24 protein-coding genes and 2 tRNA genes are annotated in these 24,723 nt (G+C 58.0%); 8 read left to right on the top strand and 18 right to left on the bottom strand.

The window, feature by feature from the left end; all coding sequences use genetic code 11:
* Nucleotides 1-62: 62 nt before the first annotated feature.
* The 6 genes from ptsP to ACED87_RS02345 form a co-directional block, all read right to left on the bottom strand.
* Nucleotides 63-1,760: a phosphoenolpyruvate--protein phosphotransferase gene (gene ptsP, locus ACED87_RS02320; protein ID WP_449089564.1), complete on the bottom strand. Its 1,698-nt coding sequence runs from the start codon at nucleotides 1,758-1,760 to the stop codon at nucleotides 63-65.
* A gap of 158 nt (nucleotides 1,761-1,918) precedes the next feature.
* Nucleotides 1,919-2,881: a 1-phosphofructokinase family hexose kinase gene (locus ACED87_RS02325; RefSeq protein WP_449083196.1), complete on the bottom strand. Its 963-nt coding sequence runs from the start codon at nucleotides 2,879-2,881 to the stop codon at nucleotides 1,919-1,921.
* Entirely contained in the window at nucleotides 2,878-3,669 is a 792-nt protein-coding gene (locus tag ACED87_RS02330; protein WP_449083195.1) for a DeoR/GlpR family DNA-binding transcription regulator, read from the bottom strand. The genes ACED87_RS02325 and ACED87_RS02330 overlap by 4 nt, the downstream gene beginning before the upstream one ends.
* 98 nt (nucleotides 3,670-3,767) lie before the next feature.
* The gene (locus ACED87_RS02335) at nucleotides 3,768-4,208 is read right to left on the bottom strand and encodes a VanZ family protein (RefSeq protein ID WP_449089565.1); all 441 of its coding nucleotides are present in this window, start codon (nucleotides 4,206-4,208) and stop codon (nucleotides 3,768-3,770) included.
* Nucleotides 4,208-5,323, bottom strand: coding sequence for a histidine phosphatase family protein (locus tag ACED87_RS02340; protein WP_449089566.1), 1,116 nt, complete (start codon nucleotides 5,321-5,323; stop codon nucleotides 4,208-4,210). The genes ACED87_RS02335 and ACED87_RS02340 overlap by 1 nt, the downstream gene beginning before the upstream one ends.
* Before the next feature lie 202 nt (nucleotides 5,324-5,525).
* On the bottom strand, nucleotides 5,526-5,888 hold the full coding sequence (locus tag ACED87_RS02345) for a hypothetical protein (RefSeq protein WP_449083190.1): 363 nt from the start codon (nucleotides 5,886-5,888) through the stop codon (nucleotides 5,526-5,528).
* A gap of 87 nt (nucleotides 5,889-5,975) precedes the next feature.
* On the opposite strand from ACED87_RS02345, the gene ACED87_RS02350 reads away from it, so the two are divergent.
* The gene (locus ACED87_RS02350; protein ID WP_449083188.1) at nucleotides 5,976-6,725 is read left to right on the top strand and encodes an HAD family hydrolase; all 750 of its coding nucleotides are present in this window, start codon (nucleotides 5,976-5,978) and stop codon (nucleotides 6,723-6,725) included.
* A gap of 84 nt (nucleotides 6,726-6,809) precedes the next feature.
* On the opposite strand, the gene ACED87_RS02355 is transcribed toward ACED87_RS02350, so the two are convergent.
* The 4 genes from ACED87_RS02355 to ACED87_RS02370 all read right to left on the bottom strand — a co-directional run bounded on the left by ACED87_RS02355 (nucleotide 6,810) and on the right by ACED87_RS02370 (nucleotide 11,563).
* A complete protein-coding gene (locus tag ACED87_RS02355) occupies nucleotides 6,810-7,409 on the bottom strand; it encodes a methionine ABC transporter permease (protein WP_449083249.1) in 600 nt (199 codons plus the stop codon).
* A gap of 59 nt (nucleotides 7,410-7,468) precedes the next feature.
* Nucleotides 7,469-8,521 carry a methionine ABC transporter ATP-binding protein gene (locus ACED87_RS02360; protein WP_449083186.1) on the bottom strand — a complete coding sequence of 351 codons (1,053 nt, stop codon included), beginning with the start codon at nucleotides 8,519-8,521 and terminating at the stop codon, nucleotides 7,469-7,471.
* A 224-nt stretch (nucleotides 8,522-8,745) separates the two neighbouring features.
* Nucleotides 8,746-9,600: a MetQ/NlpA family ABC transporter substrate-binding protein gene (locus tag ACED87_RS02365; RefSeq protein WP_449089567.1), complete on the bottom strand. Its 855-nt coding sequence runs from the start codon at nucleotides 9,598-9,600 to the stop codon at nucleotides 8,746-8,748.
* Nucleotides 9,601-9,841: 241 nt separating this feature from the next.
* Nucleotides 9,842-11,563, bottom strand: a complete 1,722-nt coding sequence (locus tag ACED87_RS02370; RefSeq protein ID WP_449089568.1) for a long-chain-fatty-acid--CoA ligase — start codon at nucleotides 11,561-11,563, stop codon at nucleotides 9,842-9,844.
* Nucleotides 11,564-11,610: 47 nt separating this feature from the next.
* On the opposite strand from ACED87_RS02370, the gene ACED87_RS02375 reads away from it, so the two are divergent.
* The 5 genes from ACED87_RS02375 (at nucleotide 11,611) to ACED87_RS02395 (ending at nucleotide 15,865) form a co-directional block, all read left to right on the top strand.
* On the top strand, nucleotides 11,611-11,766 hold the full coding sequence (locus ACED87_RS02375; RefSeq protein WP_449083180.1) for a hypothetical protein: 156 nt from the start codon (nucleotides 11,611-11,613) through the stop codon (nucleotides 11,764-11,766).
* Between the two features lie 61 nt (nucleotides 11,767-11,827).
* Nucleotides 11,828-12,604: a hypothetical protein gene (locus tag ACED87_RS02380; protein ID WP_449083178.1), complete on the top strand. Its 777-nt coding sequence runs from the start codon at nucleotides 11,828-11,830 to the stop codon at nucleotides 12,602-12,604.
* Nucleotides 12,605-12,774: 170 nt separating this feature from the next.
* Nucleotides 12,775-13,488, top strand: coding sequence for a response regulator transcription factor (locus ACED87_RS02385; RefSeq protein WP_237185161.1), 714 nt, complete (start codon nucleotides 12,775-12,777; stop codon nucleotides 13,486-13,488).
* 147 nt (nucleotides 13,489-13,635) lie between these two features.
* Nucleotides 13,636-14,859, top strand: a complete 1,224-nt coding sequence (locus ACED87_RS02390) for a sensor histidine kinase (RefSeq protein WP_449083176.1) — start codon at nucleotides 13,636-13,638, stop codon at nucleotides 14,857-14,859.
* Nucleotides 14,849-15,865: a hypothetical protein gene (locus tag ACED87_RS02395; RefSeq protein WP_449083174.1), complete on the top strand. Its 1,017-nt coding sequence runs from the start codon at nucleotides 14,849-14,851 to the stop codon at nucleotides 15,863-15,865. The genes ACED87_RS02390 and ACED87_RS02395 overlap by 11 nt, the downstream gene beginning before the upstream one ends.
* A 417-nt stretch (nucleotides 15,866-16,282) precedes the next feature.
* Here the strand turns inward: ACED87_RS02395 and ACED87_RS02400 are convergent, their stop codons facing one another.
* The 4 genes from ACED87_RS02400 to ACED87_RS02415 all read right to left on the bottom strand — a co-directional run bounded on the left by ACED87_RS02400 (nucleotide 16,283) and on the right by ACED87_RS02415 (nucleotide 21,341).
* A complete protein-coding gene (locus ACED87_RS02400; protein ID WP_449089569.1) occupies nucleotides 16,283-17,857 on the bottom strand; it encodes a dihydrolipoamide acetyltransferase family protein in 1,575 nt (524 codons plus the stop codon).
* A 17-nt stretch (nucleotides 17,858-17,874) separates the two neighbouring features.
* Nucleotides 17,875-18,876 (bottom strand): alpha-ketoacid dehydrogenase subunit beta, encoded by a 1,002-nt coding sequence (locus tag ACED87_RS02405; protein WP_449089570.1) that lies wholly within the window; start codon nucleotides 18,874-18,876, stop codon nucleotides 17,875-17,877.
* A gap of 3 nt (nucleotides 18,877-18,879) precedes the next feature.
* Nucleotides 18,880-20,052 (bottom strand): thiamine pyrophosphate-dependent enzyme, encoded by a 1,173-nt coding sequence (locus ACED87_RS02410; RefSeq protein WP_449089571.1) that lies wholly within the window; start codon nucleotides 20,050-20,052, stop codon nucleotides 18,880-18,882.
* Nucleotides 20,053-20,204: 152 nt separating this feature from the next.
* Nucleotides 20,205-21,341, bottom strand: coding sequence for a histidinol-phosphate transaminase (locus tag ACED87_RS02415; protein WP_449089572.1), 1,137 nt, complete (start codon nucleotides 21,339-21,341; stop codon nucleotides 20,205-20,207).
* Between the two features lie 143 nt (nucleotides 21,342-21,484).
* Between ACED87_RS02415 and ACED87_RS02420 the strand changes: the two genes are divergently transcribed.
* Nucleotides 21,485-21,559: transfer RNA gene (locus ACED87_RS02420), tRNA-Thr, on the top strand.
* An 88-nt stretch (nucleotides 21,560-21,647) separates the two neighbouring features.
* Here the strand turns inward: ACED87_RS02420 and ACED87_RS02425 are convergent.
* From ACED87_RS02425 to ACED87_RS02435, 3 genes are all read right to left on the bottom strand, one after another.
* The gene (locus tag ACED87_RS02425; RefSeq protein ID WP_449083164.1) at nucleotides 21,648-21,884 is read right to left on the bottom strand and encodes a hypothetical protein; all 237 of its coding nucleotides are present in this window, start codon (nucleotides 21,882-21,884) and stop codon (nucleotides 21,648-21,650) included.
* 113 nt (nucleotides 21,885-21,997) lie between these two features.
* The gene (locus tag ACED87_RS02430) at nucleotides 21,998-23,164 is read right to left on the bottom strand and encodes an acyltransferase family protein (protein WP_449089573.1); all 1,167 of its coding nucleotides are present in this window, start codon (nucleotides 23,162-23,164) and stop codon (nucleotides 21,998-22,000) included.
* A 122-nt stretch (nucleotides 23,165-23,286) separates the two neighbouring features.
* A complete protein-coding gene (locus tag ACED87_RS02435; RefSeq protein ID WP_449089574.1) occupies nucleotides 23,287-23,805 on the bottom strand; it encodes a dehydrogenase in 519 nt (172 codons plus the stop codon).
* A gap of 208 nt (nucleotides 23,806-24,013) precedes the next feature.
* Between ACED87_RS02435 and ACED87_RS02440 the strand changes: the two genes are divergently transcribed.
* Nucleotides 24,014-24,104 (top strand) — tRNA-Ser (locus ACED87_RS02440).
* 167 nt (nucleotides 24,105-24,271) lie between these two features.
* Here the strand turns inward: ACED87_RS02440 and ACED87_RS02445 are convergent.
* Nucleotides 24,272-24,676: a DUF4190 domain-containing protein gene (locus ACED87_RS02445; RefSeq protein ID WP_449089575.1), complete on the bottom strand. Its 405-nt coding sequence runs from the start codon at nucleotides 24,674-24,676 to the stop codon at nucleotides 24,272-24,274.
* Between the last annotated feature and the right edge of the window lie 47 nt (nucleotides 24,677-24,723).

Raw genomic sequence — 24,723 nt, forward strand, 5'->3', positions numbered from 1 at the left:
GACGGTTTCGCTCGCGTTAATCACCTATTTTGGTGTGATTTATTCAGAAATAGATTCTTGGCTTAGAGGCCGAGCTCGTCAAGAATCGGCAGGTGCTTGCGAGCTGCTTCCTTAGCTTCTGCAGAGGAAATCTGGTCCAGAGCATCGTTAGCGATCTGTTGTGCCTTTTCAGGGGTCACTGACTTGAGCACGGCAGATACGGCGGCCATGGCACCGGCGTTCATGGAGAGGGTATCTACACCCAGGCCTACCAGCACCACAGCCAGGGCGGGGTCGGCTGCTGCTTCACCGCAGACAGAGACGTACTTTTTCACACCAGACTTCGATGATGCCCGCTTAGCACCTTCAACGGTCAGCTTGATCATCTTCAGCACGGCCGGCTGCCAGGGGTTGTTGAGGTGGGCCAGATCGCCGAGTAGGCGGTCTGCTGCCATGGTGTACTGGGTGAGGTCGTTGGTGCCGATGGAGACGAAGTCTACTTCACCGAGGATTGCCTCAGCGTTGACGGCTGCTGCGGGGGTTTCGACCATGACGCCACGGGTCTTAAGACCAATCTTGTCTACTGTGTTTTTGAAGCGGCGGGCTTCTGAAGTAGTTGAAATCATGGGGGCCATAACCCAGATGTCAGCATCGGTGCTCTCAGCCGCTTCCTTAATGGCCTTGAGCTGGCGTTCAAGCACGCCGGGCACAGCAGTGTCGGTACGGAAACCGCGCACACCCAGGGCGGGGTTTTCTTCTTCCTTGACGTTGAGGAAGGGCAGGGGCTTGTCTGCCCCTGCATCGAGGGTGCGTACAACGATGTGCTGGCCGGGGAAGGCATCGAAGACGGCCTCGTAGCTAGCGGTCTGGGTTTCTACTGAGGGCTCAGCGTCGTGGCCTAGGAAACCAAATTCAGTGCGGAGCAGACCCACACCTTCAGCTTTGAGGCTGGCTGCTTTCTCTGCACTCTTGCCGTCACCAACGTTGGCGTAGAGGGGAACATGGGTGCCATCTGCCATGATGCCGGTGCCGTCAAAGTCAGGTAGTTCCTTGCGGTTGGCGTACTTTTCAGCCAGTTCGCGGTGTTCATCGGTTACCTCGGTCTCGACGGTACCTTCGTTGGAGTCAACATAAACTTTGGTGCCGTTTTCAATCTCGGTGACGCCCTTGGCGGCAACGATGGCAGGTAGGCCAAGCCCGCGAGCCAGAATTGCGGTGTGGGCCTGGGGGCCACCGTCGGAAGTAATCAGGGCGATGACCTGCTGGGGGTCTAGGGTGGCGGTGTCTGCCGGTGCCAGGTCAATAGCTGCCAGGATGAAGGGCTCAGCAGAGGTAGGAATACCGGGGGCCTGCTGGCCGGTAAGTTCGGCAACGATGCGAGCGCGGACGTCGTGGATGTCGGTGACGCGTTCGGCCATGTAGCCGCCTAGGGCTGCCATCTGGTCGGCGAAACCGGTTGCTGCTTCCCAGACTGCTAGTTCGGGGGCTTTGCCCTGCTTTTCGACGAGTTTGATGGCGCTCTTGAGGAGAGCGCGGTCGGTTGCCATCTGTGAGGTGGATTTGAGCACGGCTTTACCGTCGCGGCTAGCGTGTTCGGCGCGTTCCAGTAGACCCTTTTTGACGGCTTCTGCGGCGGCTTTGATGCGTTCGGCGGCCTGTTCGGGGGTTTCGTCAGCTGAGAGTTTCAGGGAAGAGGAGGGAGCTTTGATGGGCTCGGGCATCTGAAGGACTTTGCCGATAACGCGGCCGGCGTAGACGCCGACACCCTGGTAGGTAGTCATAGAGTTTTCCTTCTAAGGGGTTGAAGTGATTAGACGGTTGCCGTGGCCTTACGGCCTGCAAGTGACTTGAGAACAATATACATGAGTGAGCCCACTAGGGTACCTGCGATAACTGCCACAAGGAACATGAGGGGTAAGGGTGCGGTTCTGGTGGGGGTTTAGAGGGTCAGTTTGCGTAGGGTGACTGCTTGGGGGGTGGTTGATTCGAGGGTGGGCACCTGGGTGCCGGGTAGGGAGGCGGCAGCTGAGCCGTGGGCGACAGCCTGTACCAGGCATTCGGGGAGGGTTTTGCCCTGTTCGTGGGCGATGAGGAACCCTGCTAGAGAGCAGTCGCCTGCCCCTACGGTGGAGCGTACTTTGATGGGGGCATGGACGGCGTGCCAGGCACCTTCTGCGGTCACGAGTACGGCTCCTCCCCCGCCCAGGGTGGCCAGGACCATTTCCACGCCGCGGTCAACTAGTTCTTGTGCGGTAGTTGCGGTGAGTTCGGGGCTGGCTTCGAGTTCGTCCGCCATCTCAATTTTGCCGACCAGTTCAGCGAGTTCTTCGGAGTTGGGTTTGATGAGGTTGGGCATGCCATCTAGACCTACGAGGGCGTCGCGTAGGGCTACCCCGGAGGTGTCTACGGCGATGCGGGGGGCTTTGTCGCCCAGGGATTCGCGGATGGAGCGGCCTACTACGGCGTAGTAGTCGGAGGGGACGCCGGCCGGTAGGGATCCTGCTAGTACGAGCCAGGCTGCGCCGATGGTTTCTTTGATCATGAGGCGGGTGAGCTGCTGTTGGGCTACGTCGTTGAGGGGCTCGCCGGGGGCGTTGATTTTGGTGGTGGTGCCGTCGGGTTCGACCACAGTGATGTTGGAGCGGATAGGTACGCCGATGGGCATGTTAACGAAGGGTACTTGGTCTTCTTTGAGGCTGGCTAGTACGGGGTCTTCGTTGTCGCCGGGTAGCACTGCCACGGTTTCGAAGCCGGAGATGTTGAGGGCGCGGGCGATGTTGACGCCTTTTCCGCCGGGGTCTGAGGCGGCGGCGATGGCGCGTTGGACGGCGCCACGTTTGATGGCGTGGGAGAGTTCCACGGTACGGTCCATGCTGGGGTTAGCGGTTAGGGTAACGATCATGCGATAAGCACCTCTACGTTAGATTCTTCAAGCGCTGCCGCGAGTTCACCTTCGGGCGCTTTATCGGTAATGAGAGTGTCGATGTCTTCTAGCCCGGCGAAGCGTACCAGGGCCTCTTGGCCGAATTTGGCTGAGTCGCAGAGGAGCACGACGCGGCGGGCTGATTTGACGATGGCGGTTTTGACGATTGCTTCGTTGGGGCCGGGGGTGGAGAGCCCAAATTCGGCGTCTAGGCCGTTGACGCCGATGAAGGCAATGTCGGGGCGGATGGTTTCGAAGTGGGCGGCGGCGCGGGTGCCGACTGCCGCCCAGGTCATTTTGCGGAGCTGGCCGCCGACCATGTCGAGTACCACCCCGTCAGCTTCAGCGAGTTTCACGGCGATGTGAAGGGCATGGGTGATGATGAGGCGGTCGGCGCCTGATTTGAGGGAGAAGTCTGTGGCGGCGATGCGGTCGGCTAGGATTTCGGTGGTGGTGCCTGCGTCCAGAACTACCGCCCCGGCGTCCGAATCGCTGAGGAGCTCATAGGCGCGCTGGGCGATTCTCTGCTTTTCGGGGGTGTTGAGGTTTTGACGTAGGGCGATAGAGGACTCTACAGAGGTTGATTGCTCTACAGTTACGGCACCGCCGTGCACGCGGCGTAGCTTACCTTCAGCTTCGAGGGCTGCTAGGTCACGGCGGACGGTTTCCATTGTGACTTCGTAGCGTCTAGCGAGGTCTGCGCCGTTGACGCGGCGTGCGGAAGCTACGAGCTTCGCGATTTCGGCGCGTCGTTCTTCAGCGAACATGTCTTTATCACCTTATACAACTGGAAGGTGGGCCGGGTGACCCTATCTACTGTTGATTTTATGTGGGTTCCTGTGGGCACGCAATGTAAACCCCACCATTAGCACTGTTTTTCGGTGCTCTTGTTGGGTTTCCGGGGTGTCCTGAGTAGGGCCAGGGCAAAAACCCAACCGATGGCACAGCCTAGGGTGTTGGCGAGGACGTCCAGGGGTGAGCTGGTACGCCCAGGCATGAAATGCTGGGTGGTTTCGATAGCCAGGGTGCAGGCTAGCCCACCTAGAGGCACAAGCCAGGTTCGGGCCGGGCGCAGCAGCCAGGTAAAGAGTAGACCACCAGGCATAAACATGACCACGTTAGAGAGCCATTCCACCTGTGGGTAGCCGAACCAGCCAGGTAGCCAGCCGCGGGTGTGGCCTTCTACAAGGATGCAGGCTAGGGTCTGCCCCGATTCTCCGGAGTCAACGTGGGTAGGCCAGAGCACAATGATGGCGACCGCTACCACGTACAGCCAGGTAAGAACCCAAAGGACGATGCGCCCCACTAGGGTTTACCTACCAGCAGGGGCTCCTTGGTTTCTACCCAGCGGCTCAGGCCCGGCAAATCTACTTCAAAAGGTTCAGCGTTGGCGATGGTGCCAAATTCTCGGCCGTGTGTAGCGGAGAGGGCGCGGCGAATCAGGGAGCCGTGGGCCACAACAATGACGCGCTGGCCGGGGTAGTCGCGGGCGATTTGGCGCAGTACTTTGATGCTGCGCAGGTAGACGGAGCGTTCGCTTTCAACCCCGCTGTAGTAGGCGTCCGGCTCTTTGCGGGCCGCCACTGGGATGTTCAGCCCTTCGGCTTCGCCGTAGCCGCGTTCTACTAGGTCCTCGTAGGTGCGGGCAGGGCTCAGGCCGAAGGCGGCACCAATAATTTCTGCAGTTTCATAGGCGCGAGAGAGCGGGGATGAGACCACCACGTCGAACTCGAAGCCTCGGGCTTTGAGGGAGGCAGCGGCCTCATGGGCCTGGGCGCGGCCGGTTGCGTTGAGGGGGATGTCGCTGGTGCCTTGCATGAGGTGGGCCTTGTTCCAGTCGGTCTGGCCGTGACGAATCAGCATGATAGAGGAGGCCCGGCGGGCAGGGGCTAGGGGCACTACCTCACCGTTGTGGGGCACTAGCACTTTCTGGCCAGTGCGGGCTGTTTGCAGGCGGGAAATGAGCATACCGTGCACCACGATAATCAGGTTCTGACCAGGGTGGTCAGCTTCAACCTGGTCGAGGGCAGTCTCAACACGGGCCAGGAAGGTATCGAGGGGTTCGATGTCTGCGGTTTCGTTCTCGATGGTTTCCCACAGGGCGGGGTTGTTAGGCGCCCCTTCGAGGTCTTTGAAGGATCGCTCTGCCAGGCCCGGGTAGGAGCCAAGGACGGGCAGGCCCAGCTCGTCGGCGATGATGGCACCGGTTTCTTGGGCGCGGGAAAGAGGGGAGGTGACGACGCCGTGCCAGGTGAAGCCGAGGTGGGCATCCGCCTGTGCCCGGGCGTATTGGAGGACGTTGTGGGCAGCAGCAAGCGCCTGGGCGCGGCCAGTCTCGTTGAGGGGTATATCGCTGGAGCCTTGTAGGCGGTGTACGAGGTTCCAGTCGGTCTGTCCGTGTCGAATAAGTACGCTAGGCATAGGGTTCATTATCCCACGGGAATACGGGGGTTCTATTCAGAGGTAAAATCGATCTCCTCCCCCGAAGGGCCCTGAATATTACTGACAACGCCATTGTTTGGGTTGAAAGTTCTGACGACGCACGCTCTCAACACCATCAACTTGCTCTGTTACTACACGATACTCCCCAGCTTGACCGTTGAGGCTTCTAACCTAGAAGGGCTTAAAGAGTCACCCTCTGACCTTCTAAAAGATCAACACGATCAGCAACCTCTTTATGCGTCAGCCCATGACGCTTCCCTACGTATCTCATGCCACCGCAGTCAGGGCTTTCAACATAAACATAAGAACTACCAGAATAGGACTTAGAACCAGAGGAGCCTACGGCACCCCAGGCGATGGTGCATTCTTTCTCGTAGTTGAAAACCCGGTTAAAAGGCGTAGAGAAGAACACCGTGGCCATACCGTAGAACGCAGGTAAGATAACAACCAATAGGAAAATCCACGCCCGAATAAGCTCACCACGAGTAACAGGCTTTTTAGCTTTCTTCTCAGCTCCGTTTTCTAATGGCTTCTCGCTATTCACTTACATTACTCCTTACACTCTCATCCACTGAGCCCGGCGTCCTCTTCTTAATATGTCGCGGGCACCCCGGTATGAGAGCATAGAACCATGTTTGAACTTCACTCAGCCCCCACCCCTTTTGCCCCTGCTTGTGCCGTCTTTGACTGTGACGGCGTCCTACTCGACTCCGAAACCCTCTGGGGCGAAATCCAGGCCGACATGTTCAAACGCTACCAGGTGCCTCTCACCCCCGATCTCGAGGCCTCCCTGGTCGGTATCTCCGCCGGGGATCTGGCCGACAGGCTAGCAGCCCTCACCCCATTGGCGTCCGAATTCGACGGCTCCCCCGAGGCCTTCCGTGACAGCGTCTACACCACCATCACCACCACCGAATACGATGTCGTCAGCCGCGGCGTCACCCGTATTGACGGTGCCCTCGAAACTATCAAACTGCTCTCAGCCAAGATTCCCGTGGCGGTGGCGTCCAACTCCGGCGGTAAACTACTCACCCAGAAACTTACCGGCTTCGGCTACGCCCCCTACCTGGACACCTGGGTCTCCTTCCACGACGTCGAAAACGGCAAGCCCGCCCCAGATATCTACCGTGAAGCCGTCCGCCGCCTGGGGTTTGCACCAGAGCAGGCCCTCACCGTGGAAGACTCCATCACCGGCATGCGAGCAGCCACCAGTGCGGGCACCAACTGCCTCATATACCAGGCAGAGCCGGACGCCGCCACCCCCACTCCCCTACTGACGGCAGGTATCGGGCGGTTCAGTTCCTTCACCGACCCAGCCTTCCTCGCCCAGCTTGAGGCCTGGGTGGGGCACCTGCCCGACCGCGACCAGAGAAAACCCTAAGCAGAGCGGCAGGCGCTTAAAGCCAGTGAGCGGGGCAGGCAAAGATGCCCACCCCGCTCACCCCGCAGCCTCTCGAACCGCTCTTTATCGGCGCATGACCTTACGGGCCAGCATGTTACCGACCAGCTGGATGAGCTGCACCAGAATAATAATGACGGCGACAACAGACCAGGTGATGACCTCGTTGAAGCGCTGGTAGCCGTCCACCAGGGCGACCTTGCCCAGGCCGCCGCCACCAATGTAACCGGCCATAGCTGACATATCGACCACACCAATCACCAAGAAGGTGTACCCCAAGATCAAGGGGCCAAGTGCCTCAGGAATCATGACGGTGAAGAGAATACGCATCTTAGAAGCGCCCATGGCGCGAGCTGCTTCAATCACACCAGGGTCGATAGAGACCATGTTCTGCTCCACGATACGGGCAATGGCGAAAGTTGCACCAAAGACCATGGCGAAGATAGCAGCATTGACACCCAGGCGGGTGCCAACCACCATCTGAGTTAGCGGCCCTAGAGCTGCCAGCAAGATAATGAAGGGGATGGGCCGTACCACGTTGACCACGACGTTGAGCAGAATGTTAACGAAGCGGTTCGCCAGAATGTTGCCCTGGCGGGTGGTGTACAGCAAGAGGCCAAAGACCAGACCGAGGGCACCGGCTAGCAGCATGGTCAATGAGACCATGTAGAGGGTGTCGCCCAGGGCGGGGATGAGCTTATCGCTGACGAAGGTTGAATCCACGGTTAGCGTACCTCCTGCACGCGAGTAACAGTCTTAAGCTCAGCAACTACAGCATCAAGGCTGGTGACATCACCCAAAAGTTCAAGGGTGAGATTACCGTAGCTCTTGCCCTGTAAGGTTTCTAGGCCACCTTGCACAATGTTGAAGGAGACGTTGCGGGAGCCCAGGTAAGAGAGCACCTTGCCGATGCCTTTATTACCTTCGGCGATTTCGATGTTAATCAGGTAACCCTTGTGGCGGGCCTTGAGTTCGGCTGCTTCGTCCCCTACGGGAAGGGACTTGACGGTGGTACCTACGAAGCGGCGGGCAACCTCGGTTTGTGGGTTGGAGAAGACGTCATAGACCTTGCCTGTTTCGACTACGCGGCCGTTTTCCATGACGGCTACCCGGTCGGCGATGGTTGAGACGACATCCATCTCGTGGGTAATGACGATGACGGTAATGCCCAGCTCGGCGTTGACCTTTTTGAGCAGGTCCAGCACTTCGGCGGTGGTTTCGGGGTCGAGGGCACTGGTGGACTCGTCCGCCAGTAGCAGGGAGGGTGAGGTGGCCAGTGCACGGGCGATACCTACGCGCTGCTTCTGCCCGCCTGAGAGCTGGTCGGGGTAGTTTTTGGCCTTATCTGCCAGCCCTACGAAGTCTAGGAGTTCGGTGACGCGGGCGGCACGCTTGGCCTTGTCCCAGCCTGCAACGATGAGGGGAAATTCGACGTTACCGGCAACGGTGCGGGAGTTCATGAGATTGAACTGCTGGAAGATCATGCCGATGTTGGTGCGTACCTGGCGTAGCTGGGATTCACGTTTGCCAGCGATTTCGAAACCGTCGACGGTGAGTGAACCCTCAGTGATGGATTCTAGGCCGTTGATCAGGCGTACCAGGGTTGATTTGCCGGCACCGGAGTAGCCGATGATAGCAAAGATGTCACCCTTGTTGATGCTGAGGTCTACACCGTTGACGGCGGTGACGGTTTTTTTGCCGACTTTGAACTCTTTGGTCACGTTGTTCAGCACGACCATGGGCTGGGGCCCGGTCGGCTGTAGTGGCTGTTCGGTCATGTCTTCTTCTTCGGTTGGGGGCTTGCTATGGCGGCGGGCTGGCACCGGTGGGTGCCTGCGCTGGTAGCGCGCGGACGCACCTGCTGAGGGTGGGCGCAAAAGCGGCAGCCTGTGCGGGGCTAGAGCTGGCACCGGACGGGGCCGAAGTGTCTAGCCTACCGCAGGTTGGCTGCCGCTGTTGAGGTGCGTGAGCTGGCTCAAAGGTGAACTTTTGCCGAGCTTCTTTAGCCCTTGCGCTTCTGCTCTTCGAGGGTTGCCAGGGTGGAGCGCAGTTCGGGGAGGTCGGTGGTGACTTCAACGGCGGTGCCCTGGGTGTCTTCTTGGACCACTGCCTGCACGGCTTCGGTGTGGTAGAGTTCTACGATTTTCTTGTAGGTCTCGTTGTCGGCGTTATCAGCGGTGGAGACGAAGAGGTTGACGTAGGGGCGGGCTGACTCGTTGGCGGGGTCGTCCTGGGCCAGGGCGGCCTTGGGGTTCAAGCCAGCATCTTTGAGGAAGTCGTTGTTGATGACTGAGCCGTCAACAGATTCGAGGGCGAGCACGGTCTGGGCTGCGTCTACGGGGGTGACGGTGACCTTGGATGCTGCGGTGTCGATATCGTCAACGGTGGGGGTGGTGGTCTCTGAGGTGAAGGAGACCAGGCCGTTAGCTTCAAGCAGTAGCAGGGCGCGGGCTTCGTTGACGGTGTCGTTGGGGACTGCGATTTCAGCACCCTGGGGTAGGGCTGAGATGGAGTCGTGCTTGTTGGAGAACAAGGCCATGGGGTAGATGACGGTGGGGCCTACGATTTGTAGGTTGTCGTTTGCTTCTACGTTGTAGTTGGAGAGGTAGGCGATGTGCTGGAACCAGTTGAGGTCGATTTCGCCGGAGCTCAGGGCAGGGTTGGGCTGGGTGTAGTCGGAGAATTCAACGATTTCGATGTTGATTCCTTCTGCCTTTGCTACTTCAACGAGTTTTTCGTTGGCAGGGTCGGCGCCTACTACGCCAATTTTGACGACGTCGTCGCTGGAGGAAGAGCCGCAGGCTGCAAGACCGAGTGCGAGGGGTACGAGAGCCAAGGTGGCAACAAATTTCTTCACGGCTATGAATCTTTCTGTTGGGGTAGATGATATGTGCGGCCACAGCTCAGCGGCACCGCATCGAGCTCTTGGTGTGCTGATGTGGTTTCTGGCGCCGTGGGTGGCGTCATGTTCTATTAGACCATTGCGGAGCCCCTACACCCTTTTTCTGACCCGTATGACATGTGTGTGACTGCAACAAAAAGTTACGTCTTCATAAAGCGTCATAAATAAGGACGTTTGGGGCAGGGGCTCCTCTGGGTTACTTCATGTGCTTAGCTTCGAGCTTTTCGCGTACTTTACGGCGTAAGTTTTTGCCCAGCATGGAGCGAGGTAGCTCTTCAACTTCGTAGAAGTTCTTCGGCACCTTATAGCGGGTGAGGCGCCCGTAGCAGTGTTCTTTGAGCACTTCTGGGTCGATGGTGTGGCCTTCAGCGGGGATCACAGCTGCGGTGACTATTTCGCTACCGGTGCCATCTGGTAGGCCAACGACTGCGCAGTCTGCTACTGATTCGTGCTGTGTGAGTACGTTTTCCACTTCGGTGGGTGAGACGTTGAAGCCGCTGGTAATAATGACTTCTTTGATGCGGTCAACGATTTCGATGAAGTAGTCGTGGTCTAGGCGCACGATGTCGCCGGTGCGTAGCCAGCCGCCAGGTAGCAGGGTCTTCTTGGTCTCTTCGGCGCGTTTCCAGTAGCCGCTCATCACCTGGGGGCCGCGCACCAGCAGTTCGCCTTCGGCGCCGTCGGGGATGTTGCGGAGGGTTTTGGGGTCGACCACGCGGATGTCGGTTGAGGGGAAGGGCACGCCGATTGACCCGGCCCGGCGGGTTGAATTGAGGGGGTTGCAGGAGACCAGGGGGGAGCATTCTGAGAGGCCGTAGCCTTCAACCAGCATGCCTCCGGTGGCGTTTTCCCATTCGGCGACGAGTTCGGTGGGCAGGTGCATGGCCCCTGATACTGCGTAGCGGATTCCTCTGAGGGAGATGTTGCGCTTTTTGGCTTCTTCGAGCATGCGGCGGTAGACCGGGGGCACGGCGGGCAAGATGGTGGGGGTGGTGCGTTTCATGGCCCGGAAGATGAGGTCCATATCTACGGTGGGGAAGAGCACCAGACGGGCTTTGCAGACGGTTGCGATGGTTTGGCCTAGGGTCATGCCGTAGGCGTGGAAGAGGGGTAGGACGGCGTAGATTACTTCGTTATCGCCGGGTTGGATCCATTCTTCACCCATGCGCCCGTTAGATTCGAGGTTGCGGTGGGTGAGCATGACGCCCTTGGGTAGGCCGGTGGTGCCTGAGGTGTATTGCAGAAGGGCCAGGTCGTGGGCGGTGGGGTGGGGGTGATCAGCGGCAAGTGGGGCGCTTTTGACGAGTTGACGCCAGGGGGTGGTGTGGTGGGCTGTGCCTTCGAGTTTTTCGCGGGATGTTTTGAGGCGGCCGATGGGAAGTTTAAGGGCGGCGCGCAGGGTGATGGGCATCTCTTCGATCATGTTGACCGCGTAGATGTGTTCAGGCCGGATGTCAACGGGCAGGGAGGTGATGTTATCTGCAACCTTGTCCCAGACGATGGCAGCTTTAGCGCCGTGGTCTTCAAACATGTGGCACAGTTCGGTAAAGGTGTAGAGGGGGTTGTGTTCCACAACTACAGCACCTAGACGCAAAATGGCGTAGAAGGCCACGATGTGCTGGGGGCAGTTAGGTAGGACGATGGCTACCCGGTCGCCGTGCTGAATACCGGCTTGGCGTAGGCCTTCAGCTACCCGCAAAATCTGCTCGCCCATTTCGGCGTAGGTGGTGGTGGCGCCAAAGAATTCGAGAGCTATCTTATAGGGGACTGCGCGCACAGCTTCATCCATGAGGTGACTTAGCGATGTCTCAGGTAGCTCAACGTCTTTGTTGCTTTCGGGTAGGTAGTTCTTGGTCCAGGGTCGGTGGGATAGGGGAAAGTCGGGGTCGAGGTGGGGTGAGTTTTCGGCTGACTGCATACACATGATTGTGCCATAGAGGGGTTAGAGCTGACATACTTAGGGGTATGGCTCGACGTGGAAAAGATGATATTAGCCCTGAGGAGTTCCGGGAGCTCATGCGGGAGATTAATAAGCGCATGATTATTGCTGGTCTCATTGTGATTGGGGTTGGTGTGGCGATTATTGGGCTGATGGCCTTAGCGTATGGGCCTCAGCTCTAGACCCTGGCGCTTTACCTACCCTCTGGTTTTATCAGCTTCGCTCTAAGAAAGGGGCACTTCAGTGACTGAATCAGGTAAAAACCGCCGTGATTTTGATGAATGGGAGGCGGTCTTTGAGGACTCTGATCCCACCCGAGTTTTAGACTCGCCTGCCTTCGGGCAGGCTCCTGAAGATAGCCCGACTTCTTCTTTTGAGGACGCCGGGGTATCGGCTACTCGTTATCAGCGCGCCTCCCAGCCTCCTCAGGCGGCCCAACCATCCGCTCCTTTTGCAGCCGGGTGGGGTTCTAGGGCGGCTTCTTCTCCCCATGATCTACGACGGGTTCAGTTCATCCCGGCTTTCTGTGGTGCCCTGGTCGCTTATGCCCTGATTCGGGGTGGTCTTGTTCTGGGTAACACTGTGATGGGGCTTCTAGGAGTCTCTACCTACCCTGGCCTGACCGAGGCCGTGATGGAGGCCTCTGCTCCCTCTACCCGCGCCCAGGCCCTGCCTTGGCTGATTACTGTGGCGCTTCTTCTTGCCCTGGCTTTTGGCTGTGCAGGCTATACAGCCTCACGTATGACGGCCCTGGCCCCCAGTAAGCAGGCGGTGGGGGTCTTTGCGGTGAGCATCTTAGGCACTTTACTGGCCACCTTGCTGACCTGGGTAACGGCACATTTTACACATCCCATCTCGCCCTCCTATGCCCTCCAGCCCTTGCTGACCCCCGATGCAGCTACCGGTGTGCTCACGGCCCTGGCCGCCTGCGTCCTTGCCATGCTCGGCGCCCTCTTGGGGGCGGGGCTGGGTACCCGTTACCATCGGGCTCTTACCGGTGTGCACGCACACCACCAGTAGGGTAGAAAGAGCAGGTCACAGCCACCACACTTGGGCACAGAGAGCACATTTTGGCTGTAAAATATTTCAAGAAGAATACTCAGTCGGGTCACCGCACCACGCAGCGCAACCGACGAGCAGCCGCCACCTGCCGGTGGAGGTCGCCCCAGCACACCAGGTAAGTAGGGAATATGAGCGTAGTACGTGTAGGCATTGTCGATGACCACGAGGTCGTCCGCGAGGGTATGCGGGCAGTTGCAGCCGGCGCCAGTGAAATCGAACTGGTTGCCGCAGCCCCCACCGCAGCTGATCTTCTCGTTGCTCTAGGCCGTAGCCTATCTGACCCCTCGTCCGCTGATTTGGGTAAGCTCAAACGCGACTGCGATGTTGTGCTCCTTGATCTCTCCTTGCAAGATAAGTCCCGCCCCTCAGAAAACGTCGATATTCTGCAGCGTGCCGGTATTAAGGTGCTCATCTTCAGCATCGGTGAGAACCCCGGCCTTATTCGTGAGGCCCTGAAGGCTGGTGCCCTGGGTCTGGTACGCAAATCAGAGCCCCTAGAGCACGCCCTGGCAGAAGCCAAGAACATTGCTGAAGGTAAGGCCGTGGTCACTAAAGAGCTGGCGGCAGCTATTGACGGTGACCACGAGTTCTCCCGCGCTAACCTCTCACCGCGTGAACAAGAAACCCTGCGTCTTTACGCCTCAGGTTTCGCCCAGGTGCAGGTAGCCCGCCGCATGGGTATCAAGCAGTCAGCGGTTAAAACCAATATTGACCGTATCCGCGAAAAGTACGCCCGTGTAGGCCGCCCTGCGCCCACCAAAATTGACCTGCGTATTCGTGCCATCGAAGACGGCCTTGTTGATTCTATGGAAGATACCTCCACCGCAGACCGTAACCTCTAAGACGTAAAGATTTAAGGACGCACCCTGTCTACCACCACCGGCGGCGCTTCCCGGGATCTAGCCCACGCGCTACAACCGTCGCGGGCGGACCGCCTCCGTTCTTTCTCTTTCAAGTCGCTCTCACTCACCACCGGGCAGCAGCGGCTCATGGGGCCGAGCTCCTTCGGCCTCTACTGCACCTTGGAAATCATCTACTCCCTGGTTGCTGTGGGGCTGCTCTGCCAGTCTCTTGCTAATGTCTCTGAGACCCGTGGGGGCGACTCCTACTGGTTTCTAGCGATTTTTCCTTTGCTGACTATCCACGCAGCTCTACTGACCTTCAACGGCATCCGTAAGGAAGTCTCAGCTAAGGTCGTTAGTCTCATGCTGTTTATTGGCTACGGGTCTTATGTTCTGTGGCCTTTTAGTGCAGGGGCTGAGCATTCAGCTATCCCCTGGTCTTGGCTCTTTGGTATCTATGCCATGCTGGTGCCGGTCTTTGAAGAAAGCCCCCGTGCAAGTATTCTTCACTGTCTAGTCTCTCCTGCGCTTCTTGTGGCCAGTTCAATGGCAGCTCATCTGCTCACAGGTGCCCCTCTCAATGGCGTAGACCTTACCATTCGGGTAGCTTATCTCCTTTTCTGCTGTGCCCTGCTGGCTGGGCTGGCCCGCTTTGCCCTCAACGCTGTACGAGAATCAGATAAGACCTACTACGAGACTCTTTCTGCTCAGCTACTACTCAACCGTTCCCGCGACTATTCCAAAGAGCTTCAGGACTTCGACAAGCTGGTGCACGATAATGTCATGGCCGCCCTACTCGATGCCAGCCGTAACCCCGGTGAACTCCCCCAGCGCACCCGCCTCTTGGCCCGCCGTGCTATCGCTGTACTCGAAGAAGAGGCCCTTAAATCTCAGCCCCAGCGCCCTATCACTTTCCAGGCTCTCACCGAGCAGATAGCAGAGGGTGTAGAGCCCTGGAACCAGCGTCTACGTTTTGTCTCTGACTCCGTTGAAAAGCACCCCCTAGCCAGCCCTGACTCTACCCTCCCCTATACTGCGGCTCGGGCCTTTACCCATGCTGTGACCGAGGCGGTTTCTAACTCTGCCCGTCACTCGGGGACTCGCACCACTCAAATCTCGATTCGTACAGAGATGCGCCGCCCTTTCAACTCCACCCGCTCCGATGAGGTACGCCCCTATATTCTTTGTACGATTTCAGATAGGGGTCAGGGGTTTTCTGTCAGTGATATTGATTTCCGTCGCCTGGGTGTGCGTGTATCTATGATCCGTTCCATGGAGGAGGCCGGCGGTAGGGTCACCATCAGCTCGGCTCCGGAAAAGGGCACGAGGGTGGTTGTCCAATGGCCTCATGAGGAACCCAATGCTGGCTAAGTACTACCGTTCCCGTATTCTCACCCTGGTCTTGAGCACTGTTACCCTGCTGATTTTGGGGTCTTTTTTCTTCTGGTACAACCACTACACCATTACCCGTGCCCCGCACTGGGCCATCATTTTAAGCCCCTATGCCCTAGCTGCCTTACCGGTTTTCCTGCCTACTAAACGCTTGGCCCTGCCTGATGTTATGTTGCCTATCATCTTGGTCTTGGCCCTGAACTCGGTCGATACCACCTTGGGCTCTATGAGCCATTCGGTAACTTTCGCTAATCTCTTCTGGCCTCTCATGGCCTATACCCTACTTGCGGTGGGCTTGGTCTTGCGCCGCCATACTTTTTTTGGCTGGCTCTTCTTTATTGGGTTTGTAGTCTTGGTGCTTAGCTGGCACACCAACTATTTTGCTTCCCGCTTGGCCCTTTCTACCGAGTTCGCTATTCCTTCTTTGCTGATGGTAGTCAGTATGGTTGTGCCTCAGCAAATTGAGCAGGCGGTGTCAAAGACCCGGCAGGCCCGCGGTATGCGTATTATCGCCGATGCAGGGCGTGCTGAAGAGACTGATATGGGTGCTATCGCTACCCAGCGTGTGCAAGAAGTGCGCACACTGACCGAAGATATGTTGCACCGTATCGCCTATAACGGTTCACCTGTCACCCGCGCTGAGATGGACGAGTTCCGCTTCACTGAGGCCCAATTGCGCGATACGATTCGCGGCCGCTATATCGTGAATAAGGAGATCCTGGATGCTGCCTGGTTGGCTCGTCAGCGCGGTGTGAAGGTCGATATTTTGGACGAGCGCGGTTCAGCTTTGCCCTCTCGGGTAGCTGCGGCGCTCACCCAGTGCGCGGTGGATCTTTTTGATAACGCCTCAGGCGGTACTATCACGGTGCGGGCTTTCCCCTCTGATGATGATACGGCTGTGATGCTGGTGCATGACGGTAATTCTGAGGGTGAAGACCCTAGTGCTATTGAGATTTCTCAGACCGGTGTGATTGAGCGTTTCTAGGCGTTTCTAGGGCTACCCTTTCCTGGTTTGGGGAGGTTTTGTGGGCGGTGTGAGGGAAGCGTTCCCCCTTGCTGCCCACGCTTTAAGCTCTAGTGTCGCCCTATATGAGGACATACAGGGCCAGCTCACCTCAGCTAGAATTTATAGTAACTTGAGTGCTCTAGCACTAAGTCGGGGGACTTAGTGTTCTGGCGACGTTGGGGGACTGACCCAGATATTTTATAGAAAGCACCTCAAGGGCATAAGGTAACCTACGAGACCTGAACCTACCATGGGCCTAAGGCCCATAGCTTCGGATTTCTTGGGGGAGATAATTCGGATTATACTCCGGGTTTCGTACCTTAACGTTGTGAGGCTCCCACCTATCAGGTGGGAGCCTCACTATGTTAACGCTGCTTCTGCGCTTCTTCTCTCTGCTTACATATCAAGAAGCAGGGCAGGTTCTTCCAGAATTGAAGCCACATCAGCCAAGAATTTAGCTGAAAGATCACCATCAAGCACACGGTGATCGAAAGAACCACCTAGGGTAGTAACCCAGCGGGGAATAACTTCCCCATCGACTACCCAGGGCTTCTGCTTAATAGTGCCAAAGGCGATAATGGCAGCCTCGCCGGGGTTAATGATGGGAGTTCCCGTATCAATACCCAGTGAACCGATATTGGTGATGGTCATGGTGCCCTGCTGCATTTCAGCAGGCTGAGTCTTGCCCTCACGAGCCCTGAGGGTCAGGTCGTTAAGAGCAAGGGCTAGCTCCCGCAGGTTCATGGTGTGGGCGTCCTTGATGTTAGGTACCATCAGCCCACGCGGGGTAGCTGCGGCAATACCCAGGTTCATGAAATGCTTAATCTGAATCTCAGAATCAGTCCAGGTGGCATTGACCTGCGGGGTGCGGGCTGTAGCCCAAATAACGGCCTTAGCCAGAATCAGCAGCGGAGTCACCTTAACGCCCTCAAACTGAGGAGATTTTTTAAGACGCTTAACAAATTCCATGGTGCGGGTAGCGTCCACGTCAACAAAAATTGAGACGTGCGGGGCCTTGAAGGCTGACTCAACCATGGCCTTAGCGGTCGCCTTACGCACACCCTTCACCTTGATCCGCTCGATGCGGTCACCACCAACACCTGCTGGAATCCAGAAGCTGGTCGGATCAGCAGTATCGGTGACGGTGGCCTGCTCAGAGAGGCTCAAGTGAGCTGCATAGTTGAGGAGGTCGCGTTTAGTGACCTGCCCCTGCTCACCGGTGGGGGTGACCTGGGCCAGGTCAATGCCCATATCCTGGGCGGCCTTCCGCACAGGAGGCTTAGCTAGGGGCTGGCGGCGCGGCACCTCACTAGTGCCAGTCTCAGCAGGAAGGTCCTGGTTACCCAGGCGGCGGAGCACACCGCCCATACCATTTTCGCTCAGCAACTTACCTGCGCGGGCTGGCAGGCCGCTCAGTATCTGACGGCGGCTATCGGCAGAGAAAAGAGCAGAAGCCAAAGGGGCATCAGCAGAGGAGCCATGAGAGGCAGCAGAAGGCTGGGTGGGCGTATCAACAGGCGCAGCAGGCGACGGGGTGGCGCTAGTAGCTGCCGAGGCCGCCATCTTCTTACGGGCACGGCGTTTGACGGGGTCAGCCTTAGGGCCAGAACCCACCAGGGCGCTACCCCCGCCCTCTTCCTCAGTGAGAGGCTTATTCGGGGCTGGCTGGGAGGCAGCGTCCGGACGTCCGCCCGCCGCTGTCTCATCTGCCCCCTGGGGAGCGCTTGCAGCACCCTCACCAGCGATTGAAATAATGGGGGTGCCAACCTCAACCGTCTCACCCTCAGCCACCAGCAGCTCTTCCACGGTGCCCTCATAGGGTGAGGGCAGCTCAACGACCGACTTAGCTGTCTCAATTTCAACAAGCACATCGTTGATACCGACAGTATCGCCGGGGGCTACTTTCCAGCTCAGGATTTCTGCCTCAGTGAGGCCTTCGCCCACATCGGGCAGGTTAAACATCTGTGACATGGTATGCCTTTCAGGCCCTAGTAGGCCAAGGAGCGATCGACGGCTTCGAGCAGGCGGTCAATACCGGGCACATGCTCTTCTTCAACACGAGAAACAGGGTAAGGAATATGGTAGCTACCCACACGAATCACCGGAGCCTCCAGGTGGTAGAAGCAACGCTCCGTAATAGCAGCAGCAACATCTGAGCCGATACCACCAAAAGCAGAAGCCTCATGAGCCACCACAAGACGCCCAGTTTTCTGAACCGAAGCCTCAATAGTGGGAACATCCAGAGGTGAAAGCGAGCGTAGATCAATGACCTCGATAGAGTGGCCGTCCTCTCGTGCCGCCTCGGCAGCAGCTAGAGCCACCGGAACCAGCGGGCCGTAGGTGGCAATTGTCAGGTCCTCACCCTCACGCACTACCTGGGCGCTAAAGGGGTCAAAGTTGGTATCTGAAAAATCAACCTCACCCTTCATCCAGTAGCGGCGCTTAGGTTCAAAATAAATCACCGGGTCCGGGTGGGCAATGGCCTTACGCAGCATCCAGTAGGCATCGTGGGGCGATGAAGGAGTGACCACGCGCAGACCCGGGGTGTGGGTAAAGAGCGCCTCAGGGGACTCAGAGTGATGCTCAATCGAACCAATCATGCCACCGTAAGGAATACGCACAGTGACAGGCACCTGGTACTGGCCGTGGGTGCGTCCGTGCATTTTAGAAAGCTGGGAGGTGATCTGGTTAAAGCCGGGGAAAACGAAACCATCGAACTGGATTTCAGGTACGGGCCGGTAGCCGCGCAGGGCCATGCCGATAGAGGTGCCGATAATGCCAGCCTCACCCAAGGGGGTGTCCATGACGCGGGTAGGGCCAAAGGTTTCTTGCAGGCCATCGGTCACGCGGTAGACACCGCCAAGTTTGCCGATGTCCTCGCCCAGGGCCAGCACCTTGCGGTTGGCGGTCATCTCATCGTGCAAGGCCCTGGTAATGGCCTTAGCTAGGGTCAGGGTTTCGGTTGTCTGCTGGGGGTTCTGCTCTGCCATAGGTTAGTCCTCGAAACCGTCGTTGTAGGCGCGGTAGAAGGAGCGGTCGTCCTCAACCTGCTGGTGGGGGGCCACGTAGGCGCGGTCCAGGTAAGTCTCAAAATCTTCAGCTTCACTGGCCAGAACATAAGAGCGCACGCCCTTGACCTGCTCCTGGGTGAAGGTAGCAACCTCCTGGAAGAAAGAATCGTCTGCCTGGCCGGTAGAGCGCAAGTGCGCTTCCAGGCGCGCCATGGGGTCTAGGGGCTCATAAGTGGCCTGGTGATCTTCGGGGCGGTACTTGGTGGGGTCATCCGCTGTGGTGTGGGGGCCCATACGGTAGGTTTCGGCCTCAATGAGCACCGGCCCCTCCCCTGCCCTAATTTTTTCCATGGCGTAGCGGGTGGCAGCGTAGACAGCTAGTACGTCGTTGCCGTCCACGCGCAGGCCCTCAAAGCCGTAGCCTGCGGCGCGGGTTGAGATAGGCACACGAGATTGCACGCTAAAGGGCACAGAAATAGCCCACCGGTTGTTTTGCACAAAGAAAAGGACGGGCGCGTTATAGCTGGCGGCAAAGACCATGGACTCGTGCACATCGCCTTCTGTGCTGGAACCATCACCAAAGTAGACGGCAACAGCAGGTTTCTCGGTATCACCTGCCGGGTCGGTGCCCTGCCCCTGGCCGGTCTGGGCCTGGCCGGTTTCTGCCTGAATCTCAGCGTCAAGGTTCAGGCCCATAGCGTAGCCGGTGGCGTGCAGCACCTGGGCTGCCAGCACCAGGGTGTAGGGGTGCACGTTATGTTTTTTAGCATCCCACCCTAAGGTGGCGGTGCCCCGGAAGAGAGGGGTAATTTCTTCGGGGGTGATGCCGCGCTCTAGCAGAACCCCGTGCTCCCGGTAAGAGGGGAAAATGTAGTCATTGGCGGCAAGGGCACGGGCGGACGCCACCTGGGCCGCCTCCTGGCCGGTGGAGGGAACCCACAAGGCCAGCTGCCCCTGGCGCTGCAGGGAGGTCATTTCCTCACAGAAGCGGCGGGTCAGGGCCATGGTGCGGTACATGTCTTTGAGATCGTCGCCGGTCAGCTCGTCGGCATAGGTGGAGAAGCTGGGGTGAGGGGTAACTTCACCTGCTTCGTTCAGGAGCTGGATACGCTCTGGCGTTCCCCAGCGGTTGGTGGGGGTGTGCGTCTGTGACATGGAGTCTCCGGTCTTGCTCTGTTACTACCTTTGCTTAACCCTACGCCTGCTGCAGGCAGGAAAAGTCTATTTTTAGGCTTTTGAGGGATTAATTGCACCTACCTTTAGGGGTAGGCGGGCAGGTTTTCCCCGCCCGCCTGCGTCCTGCCCTCTTAGCGGGGCTCGGTGGTGCGTTCTTCGAACTCTTCAGCAATTTTAAGCAGGCGGGCGTTAGCTTGGTCCTCACCGATGCTCACCCGCACCCCTTCCCCAGCAAAAGCACGCACAGCCAGGGCATTGGCCTCAGCCAGGGCGGCGAAAGCAGTGGAGTGCTCCCCCAGGGGCAGCCAGACGAAGTTGGCGCGGGTTTCTGGCACCCAGTAGCCCAGGTTCTTCAGCCCGGTAACCATCTTTTCACGCTCAGCAACCAGGTGCTCTACGCGTTCCATGACCTCATCCGTGTGCTCGATAGATGCAATAGCGGCCCGCTCTGCCAGGGCGCTCACCGCAAAGGGGGTGGCACCTACGCGCAGGTGGGCGGTGACCTCAGGGTGGGTGATGGAATAGCCCACGCGCAGACCCGCTAGTCCCTGGGCCTTAGAGAAGGTACGCAAAATAGCGACGTTGGGGTAGTCGGGGTATACATCCAGACCATTGATGGGAGGCTCCTGCCCCTCAGGGATCTCAGAGGCCGCACAGAACTCAAAGTAAGCCTCGTCGATAACCACCAGCACATCACTGGGTACCTTAGCCAGGAAGTTACGCACCTGGCTTTCAGTGACGGCCGGGCCGGTGGGGTTATTGGGGGTGCAGATCAGAATGACGCGGGTCTGGTCAGTTACCGCTGCGGCCATAGCATCAAGGTCGTGGGCACCATTGGGCAGGTTAGGCACCTGAACACTCTTAGCACCGGCAAGGCCCACACAAATCGGGTAAGCCTCAAAAGAGCGCCAGGCATATATCACTTCGTCTTGGACGCCATCGGCGTGGGTCCCTGCGAAAGTAGCCAGAATCTGGGTCAAAGCGCCCAGGCTACCTGCGCCGGTGACAATATCATCAGGGTTAACCCCCAGGTGCTCCCCCAAGGAGGTGCGCAAGGCGGTGGAGAGCGGGTCGGGGTAGCGGTGTACAGTATCGAACTCAGCTAAGATACCAGCCACTGAGGCTACTGGTCCGAAGGGGTTCTCATTGGATGAGAGCTTGTACTGGGTCAGGCCCTCTACCTGCGCCGGGGGCTTGCCTGCGGCGTACTGAGGGAGCTGGGTAAAGACCGGGCGGGGGTTCAGCCCGGAACGCTGTGAACTTGTCATGCCACCCATTCTAGTGGTGAGAGCCATAAAACCTAGGGTTGGGGCGCCCTTCTTTCAGCCAGTGATACACCCAGTCAGTGGTTGCAGGCCTGTATATCTGGTAAAGTTTTCTTTCGTTCGCCCCCAATCAGGGGTGAGAACAAGCCTCCATAGCTCAGGGGTAGAGCATTTCCCTCGTAAAGAAAAGGTCGTCGGTTCAAATCCGACTGGGGGCTCCATATCGAAAATCTCGCATCAAGCGCCGGTTCAGGTGAAGTCGATGCGAGATTTTTTATGCTCCCCCTTCAGCCTGGGGTAGCTGGTGGGCTAGTCCTCCCCCATATGGTTATCAGCCCCATAACCAATCAGGTAAGCCCAAATCCAGGCGGTCACTGCCGCCAAAAAAGGCACCACCAGCAGGTGAGTATCGTTAGCAAAAAGCCAGCGGTAGAAGCCCCAGAGCGCACCTGAAGGAATAAGAAGCAGGGCAAAGAGCAGCAAGAACCCGGCAGAGAAGCCGCCGCCTGGCGTCCTGCGTGTTTGGAAACCAAAGTAATTCTTCACACCACCTATCCTACCGCCGGCCCCGGTCAGCTATCGCAGCAGCCCGTAGTGAGGCGCTGCTTTAGCTCTTGGGTACCTACTAGATCTTGCTACCTACTAGCTCGTGCCACCTACTAGCTTTTGGTGCCCATGGGCCCTGCCGTATCAACGGCCCCGGGCTCTTTCTTCCACCCTGCCCCGAAGTGGCGGTCTTTGAAATGCATAACCGGCACTTCAACCACCAGGTAGATAGCCACACCGGCGGCCACGCCCAGCGGGGCCAGCAGGGCAACCTGTGCTGGGTTGGGTAGCCCGTGCAGGTGGGGTTCTAGGGCTTTGAAGAGCACATCGTGCACCAGGTAGATACTGTAGCTTGAGAGGCCAATGAGCTGTAGGGGGCGCCAGGCCAAGAAACGGTGCACCGCAGCCCCTAGAGGCTGACGCGAGGCAACTAAGCCCCAGAGCATGATGGCAGAAGCAGCCCAGGCCTGGAGGGAATAGCGCACCGTATCGCGGAAGGTATCATCACGAATCACCAAGGTCAGTAGGTAAACCCCCAGGGCGGCGCAGAACACCCAGTTGCGCCCTAGAAGCGGAATGGTGCGTCCGCCCTGGGCCAGGGCACCTGGCCGGTAGTGGCGGCCAGTTATCTTGCGCCCCAACACTATCTCGTCCCTAGCGTAGCGGTGATACCAGAGGGCGGTGAGCATACCGATAGCGATAGCCTCCATGCGGGTATCGGTGCCAAAGTAGATACGGTCGGTACTTGCCCCTGCATCATGGAGCACCCAGCGCGAGAGCGAAGAATAGAGCACCACAGCCACCCCGAGCACGGTCAGGGCCCGCCGGTAGGTTCCCCAGCGCACCAGCACCAGCCAAATCAGGGCAAAGACCAGGTAGAACTGTTCTTCAATCGACAGGGACCACATCACATGCGTACCCGGTAGCACCGTAATCTGCGAGTCTAGGTAGCGCAGGTTAAAGAAGAAGAAAATCTGCCCGAGAAAGTCCAGGGTGTCGACGGCCCCACCCATCGCCCGATATATCAGCGTAGGGATCACAATCGCAAGAATCAGGGGCGGGGCAATCTTGAGCAGGCGGCGAATATAGAAGCCCGCTACGTCAAAGCCACCAGTCTTATCGCGTTCTCGCAAGAGCAGGTAGGTGATGATGAAGCCAGAGATTGCAAAGAAAATCGTGACACCTGACCCACCTGGCACGAAGGTCAGCCCGGCGTGGGAGAAAACCACCAGAAGTACCGCAAAAGCGCGCATTGCGTCAATGTGGGCGTAGCGGTTCATAGCCTAGAAGTCCCCTTCTCATTTCGGTGCGATGTCTAGCGGTGCCCTGAGAAAGCGCGAAGGGGCACCCCACTACCTTACCGGCTCGGGTAGCAAGCGGGCAGGCGCTTTTTAGGGGATAGCTAGACCCTAGAGCTGATGGCACCTGGTGAGGGCGCTGAGATAAGCGATTCTTCCCGGGCGGCATCTAGGTGGGCTTGGGCGTCCTTAAGGTGCTGCTCTACTGTTTCGATTCGGCGGGCGATGGTGGCGGTTGAGACGGTGCTCTCACCGGTGCAGTGCAACATGGCCAGGGCTTCAGCGCAAAGGGCTAGGGAATTGCCGGCCTTGGAGAGGGCCCGGTGCAGGTCGGAGTAGATGCCGGTGGGTGAGGCAGGAATATCATTTGATGCGCTGGGGGCCAGGCGCTGTGCCTCGGCGGCGATGGTGCGGACGCGCGGTAGCAGGTCTGCCAGGTCATTAGCAAGGGGTACGAGCTGGTCGAAGGTAGGACCGGCAGGGATGCGTTCAAGAATCTGGTGGAAACGGTTGAGGCCTCGCACGAAGCGGTCGTGGGTGCGGCGCCAGAGGCCTTTGCCGAGTTCGGCGTCATCCCTGCGATTGTGTAGGAAGTCTTTGATACCCACGGGTGCTCCTTTCACGAGGACTACATGCTTAGGTTACTCTAATATCTGCCCTGGGGTAGGAGGATGGAACGGCACCTTGCCTCGGGCTTCCTTCCTCGCCAGGTCCTTGAGAGGGTGAGCGGTTAAGCAGGTTCGCTCTCTAAGGAGAGCAAGGGCACAAGCGCTAGTATTTTGCTTTAAAGCCACAGCTGTGTAACATTGTAGAAGTGCTTGAGCACAGTTTGGATGGTTGTCCGAGCGGCCGAAGGAGCTGGTCTTGAAAACCAGTAGGCGGCAACCCCGTCTCGTGGGTTCAAATCCCACACCATCCGCCACGAAAACCCGCTTCCGCGAGGAAGCGGGTTTTTTATGCCCTCGCTGAAGCTACCCACTATGGGGCTACCGGGCTAGAGCCAAAAAAGACAGGGACAAGAGACCAAGATACAAAAAGTGGGGCAGGCTTTAACGCCTACCCCACCTCTAGCTATTATATAAGCTCCCGTTAGTAACCGTTGCTGGCCGTTGCACCAATAAATACGACAATAAAGACAAGATAAATAAGGAAGAAAAGTGCGGCGATAATACCCAGGCCCAGACCAATCCAGCCGGTCACCTTACCAGCAGTAGCCTCAACACCGTATGATTCCGCCTTACGGGCCTGGGAAAGAGCCAGGGGGCCGAAGATTAGCCCAAGACCTGAGATGACGATGCCCAGGATGCCAAACAGCAGAGCATTCTGCGAGTGTTTCTGCCCTTCAGGGCTAACAGGGGCCCACTGGCCGTAAGGCTGCTGGGTATAGGTTTCAGTTGAGGAAGGCTGCTGCTGAGCAGGAGCGCTGTAGGAGCCGTGTGTCTGCTCGGAGTTCTGAGAAGGGTTTGGGGTGTTTGGGGTGTAAGACTCTGACATACCTATTTCCTGATGGTGAGGTTTTGGGGTGATACCACTCTAGTTTA

The sequence above is a fragment of the Rothia sp. 32237D007AR genome, from assembly GCF_053544675.1.